The following is a 20,922-nucleotide window of genomic DNA, read 5'->3' as shown; positions in this document are numbered from 1 at the left end:
AAGATCTACTGCTGTCCCGAGATCCGGAACGTTATGCCCAGCGGGTGGAAGATCGGAGCTCAGGCGGGCGGTTCGGTTGCCACGAACGAGCCCTTGCCCTGCCGGGTCACGATCCAGCCTCTCTCCTCCAGGATCCGCAGCGCGTATCGCACGGGCCATGCGCTCGATTGGTACTGCTCGCGCATCTCGGCGATAGACGGCAGCTTGCCGCCGGGCTGAAGGGTGCCCGCGCGGATTGAGGCCGTGACGTCGGCGATTATCTGCTCATACAGCGGTGCTTGCGGCATGGTGGCGCCACCTCTCGTCAGCGAACCGATCTTCGCACCCGGAGTGACACGCCGTGCATGCTCTGTTGACTGTGAAGGCAGTGCCTTCTAAGTTGGCATAGCAGGGGTTCTCTCGTCAGCAGCGGAGCGCCCCGGGGCCGGGCGAGGGAACGCGGATCGTCCTCTCCGCCCGACCCGCCCTGATCCACCTCACCCTGATCCACACCGCATGTTTCGCGCATCTCGTTCTGACCGCACGTTTTGTACTCACCCGCAAGGAGGCTCACGATGCAGGAGCGTCCGTCTGACGGGCCGCTGCCGGCGGCGCATCCGGTTCCGGGTGCCCGCGCTCGGCAACCCGACGGAGATCAGGTGCCCTGCCCGCCCCGCCCGCAGCGCGCGCCGCTCACCCGTCGCCAGTACGCCTACGGCATCACGGTGGCGCTGCTCGTACTCGTGCTCGTCGCGGTCGGGATCCTGTGGTGAGCGGGACGGGCCGACGGTGACCGGCCTGCCGGTGGGCCGGCGGGTCGCCCAGTGGCGGGTGCGGCGCAACATGACCCAGCAGCAGTTCGCCGACCGCCTCGGCAAGTCGAAGAGCTGGGTGGACAAGGTCGAGCGCGGAGTACGCCCGCTGGAACGGATGTCCAACCTGCGGGAGGTCGCCGAGGCGCTGCGGATCGACCTGGAGGTACTGCTCGCGGAGCGGATCGGGCAACCGGACGTCGCCGTTGCCGGTGTGGCGCGGGTCCGGGCCGCCCTGGCCCGCTACCACGTCGAGGCGTCGTCCCGGCCGCCCGACGTCGCGAAGGTGCGGGCCCGCCTCGACCATGCCGAGCAGAGCTACCGGCACGCCCGGTACCCGATCCTGCTCGGCCTGCTGCCCGGGCTGCTCGACGCCGCCCGGGAGGCGCGGGTTGCCCGCCCAGACCCGGTCACCGGCGAACTGCTGGTGCGCGCGTACGGGCTCGTCGCCCTGGTGCTGGTCAAGGTCGGCCAGGGGGAGTTGGCGTGGCTGGCCGCCGACCGGGGGATGGCCGTGGCGCTGGCCACGGACGACGCGCGGCTGGCCGCCGTCGCCACCGTACCGCTGAGTCAGGCGCTGCGGGCCGTCGGCCGGCGGCGCTCGGCGATGGAGACGGCGCTCGTGGCCGCCCGCCGTCTCCCGCCGTGCGAGTCGGCCCAGGGCGCCCTGCCGCCGGGCGAGTCGGCCGAGGGCGCCCTGCCGCCGGGCGGTGACGGTGCCCCGTCGCTGCGCGTGACGTTGCTGCTCCAGGCCGCCCTCGCCGCTGCCGGCCGGGGAGACGAGCGCCGGGTGGCCGCCCTGCTCGACCAGGCTGCGGCAGCGGTCGGCACCGTCGGCGGCGGCTTCGGCCGGGCGTCGGTCGAGGCGGCGCGGGTGGTGGCCGATGCCGCTGTCGGGGACGTCGAGGCGGCGACGGTACGGCACGAGCGGCTGGTCTCCGGTGAGCAGTGGCGGTGGCTGCCGCCCGAGCACCGGGCGGCGTACCTGCTGGACGTGGCCCGCGTACACGCTCTCGCCGGCGACATGGTCCGGGCGGGGCGGGCGCTGCTGGACGCCGAACGCACCGCGCACAGCGAGGTGCACGACCGGCCGGCGGCGCGCGACCTCGTCGCCACCGTGGCCCGGTACGCCGCCGCCCCCGCCGGCCTGGCCCGCCTCGCCGCCGCCCTGCACGTCACCTGAGCCCGTCTCGCAGCCTGCCCGAATCCACCCCCGACACGTATCGTTTGTATTACGTGGTAAAGGGAGGCGTCATGAAACTCAACAGCAAGGGCCAGGTCACGATCCCGGCCGCGTTGCGGGCCCGACACGGGCTGCACGAGGGCGACGAGGTCGACGTCGTGGAGGAGGGCGGTGCGCTGCGGATCGTCCGGGTGAGTGGCGCGGAGACCAGGGGCCAGCGCCTGGTCCGGCACATGCGCGGTCGCGGCGGTGGGAAGCAGACCAGCGGGATGTCCACCGACGAGCTGATGGAGCTGCTACGTGGGGAGTGAGCGTCTCCGCGCGCTGGCACCGCGGCCCGCCGCCTCGGCCACGACGCTGGTGGACACGAACGTGTTGCTCGACATCTTCACCGACGACCCGAACTGGGCGGGCTGGTCGGGTGACGCCCTCGCCGCTGCTCGGGACACCGGCGCCCTGGTGATCAATCCGATCGTCTACGCCGAGGTCTCCGTGCGGTTCGACACCATTGAGGAGTTCGACGAGGCGCTTCCCGCAGCGGACTTCCTCCGCGAGGAACTGCCCTACCCGGCCGGGTTCCTGGCCGGGAAGGCCTACGCCAGATATCGGTCCCAGGGAGGGGCCAAGCGATCGCCGATCGCCGACTTCTACATCGGGGCGCACGCCGCGGTGTGTGGGTACCGGCTGCTCACCCGCGACGGCGCTCGATACCGCACTTATTTCCCGAAGCTCGATCTGATCACTCCGACGGGCTGAGGCCGCGCGGTGCACCTCCAGCACCGTCGCCTCGGCACGCACGCCGTACGCGGCCAACCGGTGCGCGCGGTGCGCCGAGTCGATCCCGAGCCGCAGGAACACCACGGCGCCGAGCAGCAGGACCACGAGGCTCAGCAGCGGGTGTCGCAGCCAGTACCCGGGCAGCCAACGGCTGCGCAGCCGCACCGGCGCGCGTCTTCTCCGCCAGCCCATGCCGCCATCCTGCCCGCCGTCGGCGAGACGTGTCTTCGGTGCCCTTCGTTACGCCAGCAGCGAGCGGTAGAGGTCGATGGTGCGGGCGGCGATGGTGTCCCAGGAGAAGTGCTCGACGGCGCGCCGCCGTCCGGCCCGGCCGAAGTCGGCGGTGCGAGCCGGGTCGGCGAGCAGCTCGTTCATCGCCGCCGCCAGGTCGGCCACGAAGCGGTCCGGGTCCAGCGGCCGGCCGGAGCCGTCGGTGGCCTGCTCGATTCCGACCAGCAGCCCCGTCTCGCCGTCGGCGACCACCTCGGGGATGCCGCCGGTGGCGGTGGCCACCACCGCCGTCTCGCAGGCCATCGCCTCCAGGTTCACGATGCCCATCGGCTCGTAGACCGAGGGGCAGACGAAGACCGTGGCGTGGGTCAACACCTGGATCACCTCGTGCTTCGGCAGCATCTCCGCGACCCACACCACCCCGGAGCGCTTCGCCCGCAGCTCCGCCACCAGGCCCTCCACCTCGGCGGCGATGTCCGGGGTGTCCGGCGCGCCGGCGAGCAGCACCAGCTGGGTGTCCGCCGGCAGGTCCCGCGCCGCGCGCAGCAGGTAGGGCAGGCCCTTCTGCCGGGTGATCCGCCCCACGTACACCACGCTGGGCAGGGCCGGGTCGATGCCGAGCCGGTCCACCACGTCCGTGCCGTGGTCCGGGGCGTACTGCGCCGTGTCGATGCCGTTGTGCACCACCCGGACCCGGTCCGGGTTCACCGCCGGGTAGGCGGTCAGCACGTCGCGCCGCATCCCCTCGCTGACCGCGACGATTGCGTCGGCAGCCTCGAACGCCGTGCGCTCGCACCAGGAGGAGAGCGCGTAGCCGCCGCCGAGCTGCTCGGCCTTCCACGGCCGCAGCGGCTCCAGGCTGTGCGCGGTCACCACGTGCGGCACGCCGTGCAGCAGCTTCGCCGTGTGCCCCGCGAAGTTGGCGTACCACGTGTGGCTGTGCACCACGTCGGTGCCGGCGCAGGCCGCGGCCATCTCCAGGTCCACGCCCATCGTCCGCAGCGCGGCGTTCGCGCCGGTCAGGCCCGCCGGTTCGGCGTACGCGGTGACGCCCGCCTCGGTGCGCGGCGCGCCGAAGCAGTGCACCCGGACGTCGGCGAGCCGGCGCAGCTCCCGGGCCAGGTACTCGACGTGCACACCGGCGCCGCCATACACCTCGGGCGGGTACTCACGGGTCAGCAGGTCGACGCGCAGCCCGGCGGAGTCGTTCATGAACGGCACCCTAGTGCAGAACGCGCGGTCGCACCCGGTTGTGGAACTGTGCCGTACGAGTGGTGAAGTGACGGCGGGGTAGATAGCGTCTGGACATGGCTGCCAAGGTGCTCGCGATCGTCCTGGCCGGCGGAGAAGGCAAGCGCCTGATGCCGCTCACCACGGACCGGGCCAAGCCGGCCGTCCCGTTCGGCGGGATGTACCGCATGGTCGACTTCGTCCTGTCCAACCTGGCGAACGCCGGCTATCTCAAGATCGTCGTGCTGACCCAGTACAAGTCCCACTCGCTGGACCGGCACATCACCAAGACGTGGCGGATGTCGACCCTGCTCGGCAACTACGTCACTCCGGTGCCGGCGCAGCAGCGCCGCGGCCCGTGGTGGTTCGCCGGCTCCGCCGACGCGATCTACCAGAGCTTCAACCTCATCCACGACGAGCAGCCTGACCACGTGATCGTCTTCGGCGCCGACCACATCTACCGGATGGACCCCCGGCAGATGGTGGAGGACCACATCGCCTCCGGCGCCGGCGTCACCGTGGCCGGCATCCGGCAGCCGCTGTCGATGGCCGACCAGTTCGGCGTCATCGAGGTCGGCGAGGACGGCCGGCGGATCCGGGCGTTCCGCGAGAAGCCCACCGACGCGGTCGGCCTGCCCGACGCGCCCGAACAGATCTACGCCTCGATGGGCAACTACGTGTTCAGCACCAAGGCGCTGTGCGAGGCGGTCGAGCGCGACGCGGAGGACAAGACCAGCAAGCACGACATGGGCGGCAGCATCATCCCGATGCTGGTCGAGCGCGGCGAGGCCAACGTCTACGACTTCCGCGACAACGAGGTGCCCGGCAGCACCGACCGGGACCGCGGCTACTGGCGCGACGTGGGGACGCTCGACTCCTTCTACGACGCCCACATGGACCTGATCAACGTGCACCCGGTGTTCAACCTCTACAACTTCGACTGGCCCATCTACACCGGGCAGTTGACCTACCCACCCGCCAAGTTCGTGCACCAGTGGGGCGAGCGGGTCGGCCGGGCGGTCGCCTCGATGGTGTCGCCCGGCGCGGTGATCTCCGGCTCGCTGGTGGAGAACTCGGTCGTCTCGCCCAAGGTGAAGGTGCACTCCTGGGCGCACGTGGACGGCGCGGTGCTGATGGAGGGGGTCGACATCGGCCGGCACGCGGTCGTGCGCCGGGCGATCCTCGACAAGAACGTGATCGTGCCCGAGGGGGCCGAGATCGGCGTCGACCTGGAGAAGGACCGGCAGCGCTACACGGTCTCCGACAACGGCATCGTGGTGATCGGCAAGGGACAGAAGGTGGAACCGTGAGCAGTCATCCCCGGGCTGGCAAGCCCGCCCAGCCCGCCGACCTGGTCGACGTGCCGCGGCTGGTGACCGCCTACTACGCCGAGCACCCCGATCCGCAGGACCCGGCGCAGCAGGTCTCCTTCGGCACGTCCGGGCACCGCGGATCGAGCCTGCGCCACGCGTTCAACTCCGACCACATCCTCGCGGTCACCCAGGCGCTCTGCGACTACCGCCGCGAGCAGGGCCTGGACGGGCCGCTCTTCCTCGGCCGCGACACCCACGCGCTCTCCGCCCCGGCCGCCGTGGACGCGCTCGAGGTCCTCGCGGCCAACGAGGTCACCGTGCTGCTCGACAGCCGCGACGGCTACACGCCCACCCCGGCGGTGTCGCACGCCATCCTCACCCACAACCGGGGGCGCACGAGCGGGCTCGCCGACGGCATCGTCATCACCCCGTCGCACAACCCGCCCGACGACGGCGGCTTCAAGTACAACCCCACCCACGGCGGCCCGGCGGACACCGACGTCACGAGGTGGATCCAGGACCGCGCCAACGCCATCCTCGCCGACGGCCTGAAGGAGGTCCGGCGGATCCCGTACGCCCGGGCCCGCGCCGCCGACACCACCGGGACGTACGACTTCCTCGTCCGCTATGTCGACGACCTGCCGGCGGCGATCGACATCGACGCGATCCGCGACGCCGGGGTGCGCATCGGCGCCGACCCGCTCGGCGGCGCCAGCGTGGCCTACTGGGGCGAGATCGCCGAGCGGCACCGGCTGGACCTGACCGTGGTCAACCCGACGGTCGACCCGACGTGGCGGTTCATGACCCTGGACGGCGACGGCAAGATCCGGATGGACTGCTCCTCGCCCAACGCGATGGCCTCCCTGATCGCCGCCCGCGCCGACTACCAGGTCTCCACCGGCAACGACGCCGACGCCGACCGGCACGGCATCGTCACCCCCGACGGTGGCCTGATGAACCCCAACCACTACCTGGCGGTGGCGATCGGCCACCTGTTCCGCACCCGGACGCAGTGGGGCCCCGCCGCTGCCGTGGGCAAGACCCTGGTCTCCTCCTCGATGATCGACCGGGTCGCCGCCGACCTGGGCCGCCCGCTGCTGGAGGTGCCGGTCGGCTTCAAGTGGTTCGTGCCGGGGCTGCTCGACGGCGCGGTGGGCTTCGGCGGTGAGGAGAGCGCCGGCGCGTCCTTCCTGCGCCGCGACGGGGGCACGTGGACGACCGACAAGGACGGCCTCCTGCTCTGCCTGCTCGCCGCCGAGATCATCGCCACCACCGGCCGCACCCCCAGCGAGCACTGGGTGGAGCTGGCCGAGCGCTTCGGCGCGCCCGCGTACGCCCGCATCGACGCGCCGGCGACCCGGGAGCAGAAGGCCGTGCTCGGCAAGCTCTCGCCGGAGCAGGTGACCGCCACCGAGCTGGCCGGCGAGCCGATCACCGCGACCCTCACCACCGCGCCCGGCAACGACGCGCCGATCGGCGGGCTCAAGGTGACCACCGAGTCGGGCTGGTTCGCCGCCCGGCCGTCGGGCACCGAGGACGTCTACAAGATCTACGCCGAGTCCTTCCAGGGCCCGGAGCACCTTGCCCGGATCCAGCAGGAGGCGAAGGACCTGGTCTCGGAGGTCCTCGAACGGGCCTGAGCACCTGGCTCGCCTCCCACCGCAGCCGCCGACACCGGTGTGCGCCGGACCGAGCGGCGCCGGTGCCGGCGTCAGAAGGCGTGCTCGACTGTCGAGCTGCCCCATGCCTGCGGGCCGGTCGGGGCGGTCTCCGACGCGGACGCCCGCTGACGGGAGCGCTCCTGCCAGGCCGGTCGTGCCTGCCTGGCCTGCCGTGCCTGGCCTGCCGTGCCTGCCTGGCCTGCCGTGCCTGGCCTGCCGTGCCTGCCTGGCCTGCCGTGCCTGGCCTGCCTGGCCTGCCTGGCCTGCCTGGCCGGTCGAGCCTGCCTCGCTGTCGAGCTGAGTCGTCTACGACATCAGCTCGACAGCGTGTGCCGGGCGCAGCGTGTGCCGGGCGCAGCGTGTGCCGGGCGCAGCGTGTGCCGGGCTCAGCGTGTGCCGGGCGCAGCGTGTGCCGGGCGCAGCGTGTGCCGGGCCCGGGGTGTGCCGGGCTCAGCGTGTGCCGGGCCCGGGGGCGTAGTGGGGTTCGGGGCGTGGCGGGTCCAGGCGTCGGTGAGGGCGGTCCGCGCAGGCCGAGTCGCGATGCCGGGCTGGCGTGGGACGCAGGTGGGCGGGTCAGCGGGGCGGGGGCAGCTCGCGGCGGTTGAACTTCTCCCGCAGGCCCTCCGGCAGCAGTTCGCGGAGCTGGTCGGGAAGCAGCGGCAGGTCCAGCAGGCTCAGCTTGAGCTGGTTGCGTTCCTGGTAGCGGCGCGGGTCGAGGCGGACGACCAGACCGGCGTCGTGCCGGTAGCGGATCTGCACGACACCCTCCGTCGCGGCGTCCCGGATGACCAGGCCGTCCACCTCCACCGCGACCGGGCCGGAGCCCTCGCGCAGTTGCAGGCGGACCGTCTCGTGGGGGGAGAGCACCAGCGCACGGGAGATGCCGGCCATCGGGGCGGACGGGGTCACCACCACCGCCTCGGTGGCCGGCGAGACGAGCGGGCCGCCGGCGGCGTAGCTGTAGGCGGTCGAGCCGGTCGGGGTGCTGACCACCAGCGCGTCGCAGCGGTAGTACCCGTACTGCTGTCCGTCGACGGCGAGGGAGGCGCTGACGAAGCCGGCACCGGGCTGGCGGATCAGCGCGATGTCGTTGAACGCGACGAGGTCGTCGCCGCAGACGTCGCAGGCCAGGCAGCTGTGGTTCTCCACCGTGAAGTCGTGCGCCACCAGCCGGTCCAGGGCCCTCGGTAGCTCCGGCGGCTCCACCTCGACGAGGAAGCCGAGCTTGCCGACGTGTACGCCGAGCACCGGCTTCGGATCGTGGACGGCCGACCGGAGCGCGCCGAGCATCGTCCCGTCGCCGCCGATGGCGATCAGCGCGTCCGACCGGTGGGCCACCTCGCCCACCGGCAGCGGTTCGACCGTGGCCGGTACGCGGTGCCGGTCCTCGGCGCGTACGGCCAGGGAGATGTGGTGCCGGGCGGCCCAGGTCACGATGGTGCCGACCACCGCGGAGACGTCCCGGGTGGGGTGCAGCACCAGCCCGAGCCGGCTCCGGTCCATGCCTACAGCTCACCACATCCCGGGGTCCCGGGTCGGGCGTACCGCGAGGCGGGCGGGCGACCGCGCGGCGTGTCACTTCGTCACGTCCGGGGCCTTCCGCGTGACGCGCCGGTGCACGGCTCGTTGGTGCAGACGGGAGCGGGTCCGCAGGGGCTCGGTGTCCCGGGCCCGCGTGCAGGTGGCGCGCCGGGCGGGAACCACGAGGAGGATCTTTGAAGATCGTCGTTACCGGTGGCGCCGGTTTCATCGGCTCCAACCTGGTACGCGCCCTCGCCGACACGCCGCAGGTCACCGAGGTGGTGGCCGTCGACGACCTCTCCACCGGGTCGCTGGAGAACCTGATCGACCTGCCGGTGCGGCTGTTCACGGGGACGATCCTCGACCCCGACCTGCTCGACGAGGCGGTCAGCGGGGCGGCCGGCGTGGTCCATCTCGGCGCACTCGGCTCGGTGCCCCGCTCCATCGACGACCCGCTGCGCAGCCACCACGCCAACGCCACCGGCACCCTCAGCGTGCTGGAGGCCGTCCGGCGCCACGGGGTTCCCCACGTCGTGGTCGCCTCGTCGTCCTCCGTCTACGGCGCCAACCCCGTCCTACCCCGCCAGGAGACGCAGCGGCCGATGCCGGTCAGCCCGTACGCGGTCTCGAAGCTGGCCACCGAGGCCTACGCGCTCGCGTACGCCGCCTGTTACGGCATCGGCGTGCTGCCGTTCCGCTTCTTCAACGTCTACGGGCCCCGCCAGGCGGCCAACCACGCGTACGCCGCCGTGGTGCCGAGGTTCGTCTCGGCGGCGCTGGAGGGACGGCCGCTCCAGGTGCACGGCGACGGCACCCAGTCCCGCGACTTCACCTACGTCGGCAGCGTCACGGACGTGATCGTCGACGCGGTCCTGCGCCGCGTCTGCTCCCCGGACGTGGTGAACCTCGCCTTCGGCGCGCGGCTCTCGCTGCTGGAGCTGATCGGGGAACTGGAGGAGGTGCTCGGCCGCCGGCTCGAGGTGGAGCACGGCCCGTCGCGGGCGGGCGACGTGCGCCACTCCGACGCGGACGACGGGGTGCTGCGCGCGCTCTTTCCCGACGTGACGCCGGTGCCGCGCGCCCAGGCCCTGCGGGCGACCGTGCAGTGGTACGAGGCGCACGCGGAGCAGCTTGCCTGACGGCGGATCGGCCACCGGCCGGGGCGCGGGCGGCGGTGGCCGGTACCCGCCCGAACGGGTTGGCGGGAGCCGCCGGTGCGACGGCACGCCGTCCTGATACGCAACCGTGACCTTGGGTGTTGCTTGTCGTTGACTGTCAAGAAGGGTGCAAAAGGGTCATTTCGCCTAGTTGGCGCCGGTAAGGCCGGCAACACGCGACGTCGGGGGAAACAGTTGAAGATCGTGGTCAGCGGCGGGGCCGGTTTCATCGGTTCGAACCTGGTCCGAGCGCTCGCCGAGCAGCCGCGGATCAGCGAGATCGTGGTGGTCGACGACCTGTCGACCGGTTCGCTGGACAACCTGCTGGACGTGCCCGCCCGGGTCCTCGTCGGCTCGGTCTGCGACCCGGACGTGCTGGACGACGCGCTACCGGGCGCCGCGAGCGTCGTGCACCTCGGTGCCCTCGGCTCGGTGCCGGGGTCGATCGACGATCCGGCGCGCAGCCACCACGCCAACGCCACGGGAACGGTGAGCGTGCTGGAGGCGGTGCGCCGCCACGACGTGCCGCACGTGGTGGTGGCCTCCTCCTCCTCGGTCTACGGGGCGGCTCCGGGGATGCCCCGGCACGAGGCGCTGCGGCCGATGCCGGTGAGCCCCTACGCGGTCTCCAAGCTCGCCACCGAGACCTACACCCTCGCCTACGCCGCCTGCTTCCACCTCGCCGTGCTCCCGTTCCGCTTCTTCAACGTGTACGGGCCGCGGCAGGATCCCGAGCACCCGTACGCCGCCGTGGTGCCGAGGTTCATCGCCGACGCGCTCGACGGCCGGCCCCTGACGCTGCACGGCGACGGCCAGCAGACCCGCGACTTCACCTACGTCGCCGACGTCACCGACATCATCACCGACGCCGTGGTGCGCCGCGTCGGCGCGCCCGACGTGGTCAACCTGGCGTTCGGCACCCGTACGTCGCTGCGGGATCTGGTCGCCGAGCTGGAGGTCGTGCTCGGCCGGCGGCTCGAGGTGGAGCACGGCCCACCGCGGCCCGGCGACGTCCGTGACTCGCAGGCCGACTGCACCCGGCTGCAGGAGCTGTTCCCCGCCGCCCGGCCGCACCCGCTGCGCGCCGGTCTGGCGGCGACCGTCGAGTGGCAGTCGGCTGCCCACGCGCTGAGTCCGGTCTAGGGCGGCCGACCGCGATGCACCCCGCCGTCACGCAGCCGGCCGACGCCCGATCCGCGCCGGCCGACCCGGCGGCGGACGACAGGGGCCGCGACCGGAGGCTGGTCGCCGGCATCGCGACGACGGTGGGCAGCCGGGCGGTCGGTGCCGTCGTGCCGCTGCTGCTGCTCCCGCTCACCCATCGGTACCTCGGCACGGAGCTGTTCAGCCTGTGGCAGGCGGTGACAGCACTCACCGCGATGGCGGCCTTCGCCGACCTCGGCCTGGGCAACGGGTTGATGACCAAGCTGGCGGACACCCAGGCCCGGGGCGAGACCGCGCAGGCCAGACGCTACGTCTCCACCGCCTACCTGACCCTGGCCGGCGCGGCGGTCGCGGCCTGCGCCGCCCTCTGGATCGGGGCGCTCGCCGTCCCGTGGACCTCCGTGTTCAACCTGCCCAGCGCCGATCTGGTGCCGACGGCCCGGTCCATGACGCTGGTCTGCCTCACCGTCTTCATCCTCAACGTGCCGATGTCACTGGTCATCCGGGTGCAGTACGGCGTCCAGCAGGTCGCCCGGGCCAACACGTGGCAGTTGGCCGGGTCCCTGCTCTGCCTCCCGCTGACCCTGGCCGCCGTGGCCCTCGACGCCGCGCCGGTGACTCTGGTGGCCGCCGTGGTGATCGGTCCGCTGCTGGGCAACGCGGTGAACAGCCTGTGGTTCTACCTCCGGCGGATGCCGGAGCTGGCCCCGTCGTTGCGGTGCGTGGAGGCGTCCGCCGCCCGGGAGTTGCTCCGGCTGGGCGGGATGTTCCTGCTGCTCACGGCAGCGCTGACGGTCGCGACCAACGCCGACCCGCTGATCGTGGCACAGACCCGTGGCCTGGCGGACGTGGCCGTGTTCGCCGTGGCCGCCCGCCTGATCGCCCAGCTCGGGCTGCTCATGTCGATGGTGAGCGCGGCGGCGTGGCCGGCGCACGGTGAGGCGCTGGCCCACGGGCGGGTGGCCTGGATCCGTCGCCGCACCGCGCGGATGACCCTCGTGGCCGCGACAGCCGTCGGGCTGCCGAGCGTCGTGGTGGCGCTCGTCGGTGGGCAACCGTTGGCCGCGCTGATGGGGATGGCAGAGGCACCGGACCGGTGGCTGCTCGCCGGCCTCGGCGCCTGGTGGATGGTGCTCGCGGTGGCCTCGCCCTGGTTCATGGTGCAGAACGCCGCCGGGGTGGTCCGTCCGCAGCTCGTCGCCTGGGCGGCGTACCTCGTCCTGGCGGTGCCGCTGAAGTGGTGGGGCGCCGGGGCGCTGGGGATGGCCGCGGTGCCGTGGCTGGGTGCGGCAGTCGCACTGGTGACGGTGTTCCCGGCGGCGCTGCTGGGTTACCGCCAGGTGCTGGCCCGAGCCAGCCCGGCGGTCCAGGCCCAGCGGGTCACGGCATGAGCGGGCCGCCGGACCGGGCACGCCTGGTCGCCGCGCCACCACAGCAGGGGCCCGGTGACCCGGGCCTTCGTCGCCCGCCCGGCGGAGGTCTCCGCCGTGGCCGTACCCGGCCCGGTGCCGGAGAGGACGATGCTATGACGGATTCATCCGGTTGGGTGGCGTACGTGGGGCCGTTCCGCTACCCGTGGGGCGAGGCATGCTCCCGGCGGGTCGACGGGATCGCCCGGTCGCTGGCCCTGGCCGGCCGGCACGTGGTGGTGGTCGGCGGGGAGCACACGCCGGCCGAGCCTCGACCGGTGGACGTCGTGACGGGACCGGGCACGATATCCCACGTCGGGGTGGGCGAGTTGCCGCCCGCCGGGGCGAGCCCGGCGGCCAGGGCGACCCAGGTGCTCCTCCGCTGGGGGGCGCGGACCGTCGCCTGGCTGGCGGCGCAACCGACCCGACCGTCACATGTCGTGGTCTACGGCGGCGGGACGCCGTACATGGTCCACCTGCGCCGGTGGTGCCGGCGCCACGGGATTCCGCTGGTGGTCGACGTGGTCGAGTGGTACAGCCCCCGGCAACTGGTCGGCGGAGCGCTGGGCCCCCTGCACCTGTCGGCGAAGCTCGCCCTGCGTCACCACTACCCGCGCTGCGCGGGCGTCATCGCCATCAGCACCCTGCTGGAGGAGCACTTCCGGCAGCGGGGCTGCCCGGTGGTGCGGGTGCCGCCGACCCTCGACGTGCGGCAGCTGGCGGGCACACCGGAGGCCCCGGCCACCGGGCGGGACGGGCTCACCCTGGTCTACGCCGGCACCCCCGGTCGCAAGGACCTGCTCGGCACCGTCGTCGAGGCGGTCGAGGCGGTGGCGCGCTCCGGTGCGCGGCTGCGGCTACGGGTGGTGGGGCCGTCCCACCGACAGCTGCGGGACCTGCTCGGCGGCGATCCGCCGGAGACGGTGGAGGTGGTCGGCCGCGTGCCGCAGTGGACGGTGCCGCAGCTGCTGCGCGAGGCCGACTTCAGCGTCCTGCTCCGGCCGCCGGAGCGCTACGCCAACGCCGGCTTCCCGACGAAGGTCTGCGAGTCGATGGCGAACGGCACCCCGGTGATCTGCAACCTGACCAGCGACCTGGGCCGCTACCTGGAGGACGGCGTCAACGCCCTGGTCTGCGCCGACCATTCCGTGGCCGCGCTGGCGGCGACGCTGCACCGGGCGGTGCGGCTGACCACCGAGGAACGGCTGCTCATGCGCAAGGCCGCCCGGGAGCAGGCGCTGGACTCCTTCGACGTCCGGGCGTACGCACAGCCGCTGGCGCGGCTGCTCGATTCTGTGCAGGAGGTAGCGGGTGCCGGACACCGGGGACACTGAGCTGCCGGAGCGGATGCGGGTGTGCGTGGTGGGGCCCCTGCCGCCACCGATGGGAGGCATCGCCCGCGGGGTGGCCATGCTGGTCGACCGGTTCCGCGACGATCCGGAGGTCCGCGTCGAGGTGATCGACATCGGCCAGCGGCGGCGCGGCGTGCACGACCTCGGGCGGGGTCGGCGCCTGACCGCGGGCGTACGCCAGCTCACGGCCGGTGCCGTGACACTGCGCCGCGTCCTGGCCGCGGGCCGGACCGACGTCGTGCACCTGCATTCGTCCGGTGGCCCCGGCGTCCTCCGGGACCTGGCGTTACTGCTCATCACCCGGGTGTACCGGCGACCGGCCATCTACCACCTGCACTTCGGGCGGATCCCCGAGATCGCGGGGCGCGGCAGCCGGGAGTGGCGGTTGATGGCCCCGGCGATGCGGCTGGCGACGGCCGTCCTGGTCCTCGACGAGGCGTCCGAGGCGACCGTCCGCAACCAGCTCCCCACGGTGTGGGTGCGGCGGATGCCGAACGGAGTGGACCTCGACCGGCTCCCGGCGCCACACCGGGACGCCGCGCCGGCGGAACGCACGGTGCTGTTCGTCGGCTGGTTCCTGCGCGCCAAGGGGGTCGAGGACCTGCTGACCGCGTGGCGGACGGCCGCGCAGCCGGGCTGGCGGCTGCTCTTCGTCGGTCCCGCCGACCCGGCCTATCTGCGATCGGTGACCGAGCGGCACCAGCCGCCGGCGTCGGTGTCCTTCCTGGGCGAGCTGCCGCACACGGACGTCCTCGCCACGATGGCCCGCTGCGACCTGTTCGTCCTGCCCAGCCACACCGAGGGGTTCCCCAACGTGGTGGTCGAGGCGATGGCGCTCGGCTGCCCGGTCGTCGCCACCGACGTGGGGGCGACCGCCGAGATCCTCGGCGACGACGGCGGGGTGGTCGTCGCGCCCTCGGACCCCGCCGGCCTCGCCGCGGCGCTGCGGGAGCTGATGACCGACCCCGTGCGCCGTGCTGAGCTGGCCGGCCGGGCCCGGGCCCGGGTGCACCGGCTCTACGGGCTACAGAGCGTGCTGCGCCAGCACACCGACCTGTGGCGTCGGATCGCCGCTTCCCCCCGGCACGGCCGCCGGCCGCCGGCCGCCGCGCCGGGGAAGCACCCCGTCGGGTCCTGACCGGTGGGCCCTGCGGTGGTGCCGGCCGCCGATGCCCTGCGGGCGGCTTGTCGGGTCAGCCGTGAGGGCGGGCACGAGCGAGAACAACGCCAGCGGTAGCCAGGCGGCCAGGGCGGCCTCCCAGTGCCCGGTGAGCCAGATCGGCAGGAACATCACCAGGAACAGCCCGGCCAGCCGCGCGCCGAGCCGGGAGGCGCGCCCGACGGGCCGCACGGCGGCGGCCAGGACGGCTGCGTAGCACAGCACGCCCACGAGCCCGAGGTCGGCGCCGAGGGTGAGGACCAGACTGTGGGCGCCGATTCCCCAGGAGCTGACCGCCATGAACGCGCCCGCCCCGATCCCGGCGAGCGGGGACTGCCCCCAGACGGCGACGGCCTCGGGCCAGACCAGCATCCGGCCGGCGAGGTCACCGGTCGCCCGGTCGGCGACGAGGCCGTCGAGCCGCAGCAGCGTCGCCTCGCCCATACCGAGCGGTACCAGGAGCAGGACCGCCGGAACGACCACCGCCGCGACCAGCCAGCACGCCCGGGGAGTCGCCCGGCTGCACAGCAGGTAGACGGCGCCGAGCAGCACCGCGGCCAGCGCGCCCCGCGTGCCGCTGAGCAGCACCGCGTAGCCCAGCAGCGGCACGCACGCGTAGAGCGCGAGGCGGACCGCCCGGGGCAGCCCACCGACGCTGCCCAGCAGCACCGCCAGCAGGATTCCGGCGACCATCGTGTAGGCGGTCAGGTTGATGTTCACGCCCTCGATGCCGTACCGGACGCTGAGGTCGAAGGCTCCCGTCCGGCCGAGGTCGCCGCCGGTGGAGGGTGCCCGGATCAGCTCGACCGCCCGGATGAGACATCCGGCGATGAACGCGACGCCGACCGCGAGCAGGTCCCGGGTGGTGGTCACGATGTGCCGCACCGCGACCAGCAGCAGCAGGCAGGTGCCGTACAGGTAGACGGTGCTGCGGCTCGCCGAGGTGTCGACCGTCCACCCGAGGCTGGCGACCACCCACACGCCGAGCAGCAGGGCGAGCACGTCGACCAGCCCGGGCCGTGGGATGCGACCACTGAGGACGACGGCGGCCAGCAGGGCGGGGCCCAGCGGCGTCTGGTCCACCGACCAGCCCACCATCAGGGCGACGCCGCTGACGATCGCGACGCTGGCCAGCGTCGCGTAACGCCGATGGGCCCGTCGCCGGTGCGTGCCGGGCGAGCGGGCCGGTCCGGACAGGAGGCCTGGAGGTACGTCGCCCACGCTGTAGCCCTTCGTGTCGGTGGCCAGGCGGCATATCCGCTGCTCGCCGAGTCTCCCACCTATTCCTTAATGAAGCGGGCATTCGTAGCGATTGTCGGATGAAAGGCGTTTCTCCGGTACGGGAGCGGTCGTTCCTCACAACGAACCCGCCGGGCGTACGGGGGCGGGGCACGGCGAACCGACATGGGAGCGGGAGTGACCACAAATTCCAACGGCCAGCGGGTACTCATCACCGGCGGCACGGGTTCCTTCGGCAAGACGATGGTCCGCCGCCTCCTCGACCGCGGTGTCGGCGAGGTCCGGGTGCTCAGCCGCGACGAGGCCAAGCAGGACGACATGCGCCGGCAGTTCGGCGACGACCGGGTCCGCTACCACGTCGGGGACGTGCGCGACTACGACTCGGTGCTGCGGGCCAGCCGGGGGATCGACTACGTCTTCCACGCGGCGGCGCTCAAGCAGGTGCCCTCGTGCGAGTTCTTCCCGCTGGAGGCGGTGCGGACCAACGTCCTGGGCAGCGCCAACGTCGTCGAGGCGGCGGAGCGCAACGGCGTCGGCTCCGTGGTCGTGCTGAGCACCGACAAGGCCGTCCACCCCGTCAACGCGATGGGGATGAGCAAGGCCATGATGGAGAAGGTCGCCCAGGCGCACGCGCGGAACAACCCGAACAGCGCGACCACGGTCTCCTGCGTCCGGTACGGCAACGTCATGTACTCGCGTGGCTCGGTGATCCCGCTGTTCATCGAGCAGATCAAGGCGGGCCGGGCGCCCACCGTCACGGACCCGGGGATGACCCGCTTCCTGATGTCGCTGGACGACTCGGTGGAGCTGGTCGAGCACGCCTTCCAGCACGCCCGGCCCGGCGACATCTTCATCCGCAAGGCCGTCGCCTGCACCGTCGGCGACCTGGCCGAGGCGGTCTGCGAACTCTTCGACGTGCCCGCGAAGCTCGACGTGATCGGCGTACGGCACGGCGAGAAGCAGGACGAGACGCTGGCCAGCCGGGAGGAACTCGCCCAGGCGGACGATTTCGGCGACTTCCTCCGGGTGCCGCTGGACGCCCGCGACCTCAACTACGCGCTCTACGTCTCCGAGGGCGAGCTGGGCCGGGGGCCGCGGGAGGACTTCAACTCCGCCAACGCGCCGCGGCTGGGCGTACCGGAGATCGTCAAGCTGCTGAGGACGCTGCCGGAGGTCCGCGCGGAGCTGGCCCTGCGGGACCCGGTGCTGGCGTGCTGAGGCTGGCCGTCACCGGCGCCGGCGGCTTCCTCGGCTGGCACGTGCGGGTGCTGCTGCGCGTCCTCGGCCGGCCGGAGCCGGTCGTCGTCACCCGGACCGACCTGACCGACCCGGAGCGGGTCGCGGCGAAGCTCGACGGCGTCGACCGGGTGCTGCACCTGGCCGGGGTCAACCGGGGCGAGCCGGCCGACGTGGCCGCCGGCAACGTGCAGCTCGCCGCCCAGCTCGCGCAGGGCCTCAAGCACTGCCCGACGCCACCCGGCGCGGTGGTCTTCGCCAACTCGGTGCAGGCCGGCAACGGCACCCCCTACGGCGACGCCAAGGCCGCCGCCGCCGGCATCCTGGCCGACACGGGCCTGCCGTTCGACGACGTCCTGTTGCCCAACCTGTACGGCGAGCACGGCCGGCCGTACTACAACTCGGCGGTCGCGACGTTCTGCCGGCTGCTCGCCGAGGGCGGTCAGCCGGAGGTGCACGGCGACCGCGAGCTGAGCCTGGTGCACGTCACCGACGCGGCGTCCCGGCTCGTCGGCGTCCCGGCCGGCGGCTCCTGGGACCCCGCCATGCCGGCGCTGCGGACCGGCGTACGGGCCCTCGCCGACCGGCTCGCCGACGTCGCCGCCACCTACCGCACGGGCGAGCTGCCGGCCCTGGTGGACCGGCACGACGTGCGGCTGTTCAACACCTACCGCTCGCACTGCTTCCCGGCGCACTACCCGCTGGCGCTGCCGCGCCGGGCGGACGCCCGGGGCGAGCTGGTCGAGACGGTCCGGACGCACGGGGGAGGCGGCCAGACCTTCTGCTCCACGACCCGTCCCGGCATCACCCGGGGCGAGCACTTCCACCTGGCCAAGGTGGAACGCTTCGTCGTGCTGCGGGGCTCGGCGGAGATCAGCCTGCGCCGCGTCGGCGACACCGAGGTGGTGCGGTTCGCGGTCTCCGGCGACGAGCCGGTGCTCGTGGACATGCCCACCATGTGGGCGCACAAGCTGGTCAACACCGGCGGCGACGACCTGGTCACCATGTTCTGGACGAACGAGCTGTTCGACCCGGAACGGCCGGACACCTGGCCCGAGCCGGTGGAGACGGGCCGGCCGGAGCACGCCGTGGCCGTCCCGTGAGGATCGGCCTGGTCAGCCAGTGGTACCCGCCCGAAGGGGTGTTCATCCCCGGCAACCTGGCGCGGCAACTGGCCGAGCGCGGCCACGACGTGCGGGTGCTCACCACCTTCCCGAGCTACCCGCACGGCCGGATCTTCCCCGGCTGGCGGCAGCGCTGGCGGCACACCGAGGCCGACGGGCCGGTCGCCGTCCGGCGGGTGCCCGCCTATCCCAGCCACGACACGTCCGCCGCCCGGCGCGCGCTGAGCCACCTGTCCTTCGGGGCCAGCAGCGCGCTGGGCGGCGTCCGCTGGTTGGCGGGCGTCGACGTCACCTACGTCTACCACCCGCCACCCACCTCCGCGGCCGCGGCGGCGCTGGTCCGCCTGGCCCGGCGTACGCCGATCGTGCTGCACGTCCAGGACCTGTGGCCGGAGTCGGTGCTCGGCTCGGGCATGGCGCCCGCCGGCCGGGCGGGCCGGGCCCTGGAGCGCGGCGTCGCCGCCCTGATGCGCGCGACGTACCGCCTGGCCGGCGCCGTCGTGGTGATCTCGCCGGCGATGGCCGACCTGGTCGTGGCCCGGGGCGCGGACCCGGACCGGGTGCGGGTGGTGTGGAACTGGACCGACGACGCGCTGTTCCGGCCGGTGCCGGCCACCGACGAGGCCCGTGCGGCGCTCGGCCACCGTGGACGCTGCACGGTGATGTTCGCCGGCAACATCGGCCTGTTGCAGGGGATCGAGACCGCGATCCGGGCGGCGGCCGTCGTGCGCGACCGGATCGACCTGGTGCTGGTGGGCTCCGGCGCCGGCGAGGAGGCCGCGCGCCGGCTCGCCGCGGATCTCGGCGCCGACAACGTGCGGTTCGTCGGCCGGCGGCCCGCCGAACGGATGGCCGCGCTGTACGCCGCCGCCGACTGGCAGCTGATCTGCCTGCGCGACCTGCCCGCGCTGCGCGGCAGCATCCCGTCGAAGTTGCAGGCCGCGCTGGCCTGCGGCAGCCCCGTGATCGCGTCGGTGGGCGGCGACGCCGCGGCCCTGGTCCGCTCGGCCGGGGTCGGCCTCGTCTCCCCGCCGGGGGACTGGCGTGCGCTCGCCGCGCGCTTCTCCGTCGCGGCGGCCGAGTCCGCGGACGCCCGGGCGGAACTGGGCCGGCGGGCCCGACGGGTCTACCAGGAGCGCATGTCGCTGCGCGTGGGCGTGGACCAGTTCGAGGACATCATGACCAAGCTGGCAGCAGAGAGAGGACGGGCATGACCCGGATCATGACGGTGGTCGGCACCCGACCGGAGATCATCCGGCTGTCCCGGGTGATCGCCCGGCTCGACGACACCGTGGACCACCTGCTGGTGCACACCGGGCAGAACTGGGACAGCACCCTCTCCGACGTCTTCTTCAAGGAGCTGCGGCTGCGCGAACCGGACCGCTTCCTGCGGGTGGACACCTCGTCGCTCGGCCGGGTGCTGGGCGGCGTGCTGGTCGGCATGGAGGCGGCGATCGCCGAGACCCGGCCCGACGCGCTGCTCGTGCTCGGCGACACCAACAGCTGCATCGCCGCGCTGATGGCCCGGCGGATGCGGGTGCCGGTCTACCACATGGAGGCCGGCAACCGCTGCTTCGACCTCAACGTGCCGGAGGAGACCAACCGGCGGCTTGTCGACCACGTCGCCGACTTCAACCTCGTCTACACCGAGCACGCGCGGCGCAACCTGCTGGCCGAGGGGCTGCACCCGCGCCGGATCCTGCACACCGGCTCGCCCATGCGGGAGGTGCTGGAGCACTACCGCGCCGACGTCGCCGCGTCGGGCGTCCTGCGCCAGCTCGACCTCGCACCCGGCCGGTACTTCGTGGTCAGCGCGCACCGCGAGGAGAACGTGGACCAGCCGGACCGCCTCCAGCGCCTGCTCGACTGCCTCCGGGCCGTCCGCGACCGGTGGGGGCACCCGGTGCTGGTCTCCACGCACCCGCGTACCCGCAAGCGGCTGGAGGCGCTGGCACCCGACGCCGCCGCCCTCGACGGGATCGCGTTCCACGAGCCGTTCGGCCTCTTCGACTACGTGCACCTGCAGACCAGGGCGTTCTGCACGCTCTCCGACAGCGGCACGATCAGCGAGGAGGCCGCGATCCTCGGCTTCCCCGCCGTGACGTTGCGCGAGTCGATCGAGCGCCCCGAGGCGCTGGACGCTGGCGGGATCATCATGACCGGGCTCGACCCGCAGGGCGTCGTGGAGGCGGTCGAGGTCACCGTGGCCCAGGTCGCCGCCCAGGGGGTGCCGTGCCCCGTCGACTACCGGGTCCCGGACACCTCCCGCCGCGTGGTCGACTTCATCCTCTCCACCGTCCGCCGGCACCACGACTGGGCGGGCATCCGCCGCTGACCCGTACCGCGAGGGCCGGCGACCGGAAGCTCCGGTCGCC

Annotated in this window: 19 protein-coding genes; 15 read left to right on the top strand and 4 right to left on the bottom strand. The window is 73.2% G+C overall.

Going from position 1 to position 20,922, the window contains the following annotated elements:
• Window positions 1-59 precede the first annotated feature (59 nt).
• Complete coding sequence (locus ACPXCB_RS00405; RefSeq protein ID WP_425871121.1) at window positions 60-287, bottom strand: winged helix-turn-helix domain-containing protein; 228 nt, start codon at window positions 285-287, stop codon at window positions 60-62.
• A gap of 267 nt (window positions 288-554) precedes the next feature.
• Between ACPXCB_RS00405 and ACPXCB_RS00400 the strand changes: the two genes are divergently transcribed.
• From ACPXCB_RS00400 to ACPXCB_RS00385, 4 genes are all read left to right on the top strand, one after another.
• Complete coding sequence (locus tag ACPXCB_RS00400) at window positions 555-752, top strand: hypothetical protein (protein ID WP_425871119.1); 198 nt, start codon at window positions 555-557, stop codon at window positions 750-752.
• Between the two features lie 16 nt (window positions 753-768).
• A complete protein-coding gene (locus tag ACPXCB_RS00395) occupies window positions 769-1,974 on the top strand; it encodes a helix-turn-helix domain-containing protein (RefSeq protein ID WP_425871117.1) in 1,206 nt (401 codons plus the stop codon).
• A 71-nt stretch (window positions 1,975-2,045) separates the two neighbouring features.
• Window positions 2,046-2,285, top strand: a complete 240-nt coding sequence (locus ACPXCB_RS00390; protein WP_425871115.1) for an AbrB/MazE/SpoVT family DNA-binding domain-containing protein — start codon at window positions 2,046-2,048, stop codon at window positions 2,283-2,285.
• The gene (locus ACPXCB_RS00385; RefSeq protein ID WP_425871113.1) at window positions 2,275-2,730 is read left to right on the top strand and encodes a type II toxin-antitoxin system VapC family toxin; all 456 of its coding nucleotides are present in this window, start codon (window positions 2,275-2,277) and stop codon (window positions 2,728-2,730) included. Before ACPXCB_RS00390 ends, ACPXCB_RS00385 begins: the two co-directional genes overlap by 11 nt.
• 261 nt (window positions 2,731-2,991) lie before the next feature.
• Here the strand turns inward: ACPXCB_RS00385 and glgA are convergent, their stop codons facing one another.
• Window positions 2,992-4,194 carry a glycogen synthase gene (glgA, locus tag ACPXCB_RS00380; protein WP_425871111.1) on the bottom strand — a complete coding sequence of 401 codons (1,203 nt, stop codon included), beginning with the start codon at window positions 4,192-4,194 and terminating at the stop codon, window positions 2,992-2,994.
• A gap of 95 nt (window positions 4,195-4,289) precedes the next feature.
• On the opposite strand from glgA, the gene glgC reads away from it, so the two are divergent.
• A complete protein-coding gene (glgC, locus tag ACPXCB_RS00375; protein ID WP_425871109.1) occupies window positions 4,290-5,522 on the top strand; it encodes a glucose-1-phosphate adenylyltransferase in 1,233 nt (410 codons plus the stop codon).
• Window positions 5,519-7,165 carry a phosphoglucomutase (alpha-D-glucose-1,6-bisphosphate-dependent) gene (gene pgm, locus ACPXCB_RS00370; RefSeq protein WP_425871107.1) on the top strand — a complete coding sequence of 549 codons (1,647 nt, stop codon included), beginning with the start codon at window positions 5,519-5,521 and terminating at the stop codon, window positions 7,163-7,165. The genes glgC and pgm overlap by 4 nt, the downstream gene beginning before the upstream one ends.
• A 594-nt stretch (window positions 7,166-7,759) precedes the next feature.
• On the opposite strand, the gene ACPXCB_RS00365 is transcribed toward pgm, so the two are convergent.
• Window positions 7,760-8,689: an NAD(+)/NADH kinase gene (locus tag ACPXCB_RS00365; RefSeq protein ID WP_425871104.1), complete on the bottom strand. Its 930-nt coding sequence runs from the start codon at window positions 8,687-8,689 to the stop codon at window positions 7,760-7,762.
• A 212-nt stretch (window positions 8,690-8,901) separates the two neighbouring features.
• On the opposite strand from ACPXCB_RS00365, the gene ACPXCB_RS00360 reads away from it, so the two are divergent.
• The 5 genes from ACPXCB_RS00360 (at window position 8,902) to ACPXCB_RS00340 (ending at window position 14,927) form a co-directional block, all read left to right on the top strand.
• Window positions 8,902-9,846: an NAD-dependent epimerase/dehydratase family protein gene (locus ACPXCB_RS00360; protein ID WP_425871101.1), complete on the top strand. Its 945-nt coding sequence runs from the start codon at window positions 8,902-8,904 to the stop codon at window positions 9,844-9,846.
• Between the two features lie 222 nt (window positions 9,847-10,068).
• Window positions 10,069-11,007 (top strand): NAD-dependent epimerase/dehydratase family protein, encoded by a 939-nt coding sequence (locus ACPXCB_RS00355; protein ID WP_425872088.1) that lies wholly within the window; start codon window positions 10,069-10,071, stop codon window positions 11,005-11,007.
• 14 nt (window positions 11,008-11,021) lie between these two features.
• Window positions 11,022-12,419 carry a lipopolysaccharide biosynthesis protein gene (locus tag ACPXCB_RS00350; protein WP_425871099.1) on the top strand — a complete coding sequence of 466 codons (1,398 nt, stop codon included), beginning with the start codon at window positions 11,022-11,024 and terminating at the stop codon, window positions 12,417-12,419.
• A 134-nt stretch (window positions 12,420-12,553) separates the two neighbouring features.
• Window positions 12,554-13,771 (top strand): glycosyltransferase, encoded by a 1,218-nt coding sequence (locus ACPXCB_RS00345; protein ID WP_425871097.1) that lies wholly within the window; start codon window positions 12,554-12,556, stop codon window positions 13,769-13,771.
• Entirely contained in the window at window positions 13,749-14,927 is a 1,179-nt protein-coding gene (locus tag ACPXCB_RS00340; protein ID WP_425871095.1) for a glycosyltransferase family 4 protein, read from the top strand. Before ACPXCB_RS00345 ends, ACPXCB_RS00340 begins: the two co-directional genes overlap by 23 nt.
• Here ACPXCB_RS00340 and ACPXCB_RS00335 read toward each other — a convergent pair.
• On the bottom strand, window positions 14,814-16,169 hold the full coding sequence (locus ACPXCB_RS00335) for an O-antigen ligase family protein (protein ID WP_425871093.1): 1,356 nt from the start codon (window positions 16,167-16,169) through the stop codon (window positions 14,814-14,816). The genes ACPXCB_RS00340 and ACPXCB_RS00335 overlap by 114 nt on opposite strands.
• 195 nt (window positions 16,170-16,364) lie before the next feature.
• On the opposite strand from ACPXCB_RS00335, the gene ACPXCB_RS00330 reads away from it, so the two are divergent.
• The 4 genes from ACPXCB_RS00330 to wecB are packed head-to-tail and all read left to right on the top strand — an operon-like array spanning window position 16,365 to window position 20,882.
• Window positions 16,365-17,405, top strand: coding sequence for an SDR family NAD(P)-dependent oxidoreductase (locus ACPXCB_RS00330; RefSeq protein WP_425871091.1), 1,041 nt, complete (start codon window positions 16,365-16,367; stop codon window positions 17,403-17,405).
• Window positions 17,399-18,526 carry an NAD-dependent epimerase/dehydratase family protein gene (locus ACPXCB_RS00325; protein ID WP_425871089.1) on the top strand — a complete coding sequence of 376 codons (1,128 nt, stop codon included), beginning with the start codon at window positions 17,399-17,401 and terminating at the stop codon, window positions 18,524-18,526. Before ACPXCB_RS00330 ends, ACPXCB_RS00325 begins: the two co-directional genes overlap by 7 nt.
• A complete protein-coding gene (locus ACPXCB_RS00320; RefSeq protein ID WP_425871087.1) occupies window positions 18,523-19,761 on the top strand; it encodes a glycosyltransferase family 4 protein in 1,239 nt (412 codons plus the stop codon). The genes ACPXCB_RS00325 and ACPXCB_RS00320 overlap by 4 nt, the downstream gene beginning before the upstream one ends.
• Window positions 19,758-20,882: a non-hydrolyzing UDP-N-acetylglucosamine 2-epimerase gene (gene wecB, locus ACPXCB_RS00315; protein ID WP_132235836.1), complete on the top strand. Its 1,125-nt coding sequence runs from the start codon at window positions 19,758-19,760 to the stop codon at window positions 20,880-20,882. Before ACPXCB_RS00320 ends, wecB begins: the two co-directional genes overlap by 4 nt.
• The last annotated feature ends 40 nt before the right edge of the window (window positions 20,883-20,922 follow it).

Source organism: Micromonospora sp. DT62, assembly GCF_049847285.1.
Lineage (GTDB): Bacteria > Actinomycetota > Actinomycetes > Mycobacteriales > Micromonosporaceae > Micromonospora > Micromonospora reichwaldensis.
The sequence above is the reverse complement of the archived record's forward strand: the minus strand, read 5'-3'. Positions and strand labels throughout refer to the sequence as shown.

Excerpts from the sequence above, each read along its gene's own strand:
- ACPXCB_RS00405 (WP_425871121.1), bottom strand. The coding sequence starts at position 287 with ATGCCGCAAGCACCGCTGTATGAGCAGATAATCGCCGACGTCACGGCC.
- ACPXCB_RS00345 (WP_425871097.1), top strand. The coding sequence starts at position 12,554 with ATGACGGATTCATCCGGTTGGGTGGCGTACGTGGGGCCGTTCCGCTAC.
- ACPXCB_RS00365 (WP_425871104.1), bottom strand. The coding sequence starts at position 8,689 with ATGGACCGGAGCCGGCTCGGGCTGGTGCTGCACCCCACCCGGGACGTC.
- glgC (WP_425871109.1), top strand. The coding sequence starts at position 4,290 with ATGGCTGCCAAGGTGCTCGCGATCGTCCTGGCCGGCGGAGAAGGCAAG.
- ACPXCB_RS00400 (WP_425871119.1), top strand. The coding sequence starts at position 555 with ATGCAGGAGCGTCCGTCTGACGGGCCGCTGCCGGCGGCGCATCCGGTT.
- wecB (WP_132235836.1), top strand. The coding sequence starts at position 19,758 with ATGACCCGGATCATGACGGTGGTCGGCACCCGACCGGAGATCATCCGG.
- glgA (WP_425871111.1), bottom strand. The coding sequence starts at position 4,194 with ATGAACGACTCCGCCGGGCTGCGCGTCGACCTGCTGACCCGTGAGTAC.
- ACPXCB_RS00390 (WP_425871115.1), top strand. The coding sequence starts at position 2,046 with ATGAAACTCAACAGCAAGGGCCAGGTCACGATCCCGGCCGCGTTGCGG.
- ACPXCB_RS00350 (WP_425871099.1), top strand. The coding sequence starts at position 11,022 with ATGCACCCCGCCGTCACGCAGCCGGCCGACGCCCGATCCGCGCCGGCC.